Genomic DNA, 1,094 nt, shown 5'->3' on the forward strand with positions numbered 1-1,094 from the left:
ACTACACATCACAGTATCAGTGACGGTTGGAGTGGCCCGATTTTAATGCGCACAGTGCACCAGTACTACGATGCACTGGTAAAAGGTGAGACTCCTGAAGTGGAAGAGGAGACCGCCTATATTCGAGCACAGAAATATTACGCGCAAGAGGCACCGGTAACCGAAGCATTTTGGCGAGAACAGAAGCTGGGTTGGGGGAGTGCGAACGACATTCGTTGTCTCTTGAGCCACTCCTATGAGGCCGGGACGGTGGGTCCAGCGAGGGAAAGCTTCCTTTCTTTCTCCACGAAACAGACGGAACAGTTGAAAAATTTGTGCCGCTCACAGGGCGTAACGATCAACGCCCTTTTGCAATTCGCCTGGCACAAACTGCTCAATGTTTATAGTCAGGATGCACAGACCATCGTTGGTACCATTGTCTCAGGGCGAGATATTCCCGTCTCAGGTATTGAGAGCAGCGTCGGGATGTACATTAACACCTTGCCACTGGTGGTTGATTGGCCGGAGAAGGCGAGTAATGTCCAGGTGTTGCAGGCCATTCATACCGGCATTGCCGAGCTGAATAGCCACAGTGCCATTGCCCTCAGTCAATTGCAGAGCAATGGCGAACGTCTGTTTCAAACACTCTTTGTATTTGAGAACTACCCGGTATCAGAACGCGACGCACCCGACGCGGGCATTGAATCGACGATGCGCTACCGCGGCTCGATGGAAAAGACGGATTATCCACTATCTGTCGTCGCCTATGAGCGAGGCGATACGCTGCACTTGGGCATTAAATACAGCGATGTCTGGCTGCTACCTGCGCACGCCGATAGGCTGTTAGCGCAATTGGCATCGGTGTTGGAAGATGTTCGAATCGCACCGCACGCCGCGCATCAGGATATTAGCCTATGTGATGCTGCGCAGCAGGCACAGTACTTGGAGTGGAACAGCTGCTCAGCCAACTACCCATACGACAGCACACTGGTGCGGGAATTTGAACGCCAGGTGGCGAGTACACCTGAGCGAGTCGCGCTGTCTTTTGCAGGCGAGGAACTCAGCTATCAAGCGCTGAACCAGCGGGCCAACCGTCTCGCGAGGGCGCTGCGCAG

The 1,094-nt window shown here is 53.9% G+C and carries 1 protein-coding gene; it reads left to right on the plus strand.

Annotated features, from left to right (window positions below; translation table 11 throughout):
* Positions 1-45: 45 nt before the first annotated feature.
* Positions 46-1,094 (plus strand): condensation domain-containing protein (locus LC093_RS20220; RefSeq protein ID WP_264193226.1); only part of this gene is annotated, 1,049 nt, incomplete at its 3' end.

The sequence above is a fragment of the Microbulbifer aggregans genome, assembly GCF_020524005.1.
GTDB classification, from domain to species: Bacteria; Pseudomonadota; Gammaproteobacteria; order Pseudomonadales; family Cellvibrionaceae; genus Microbulbifer; species Microbulbifer aggregans_A.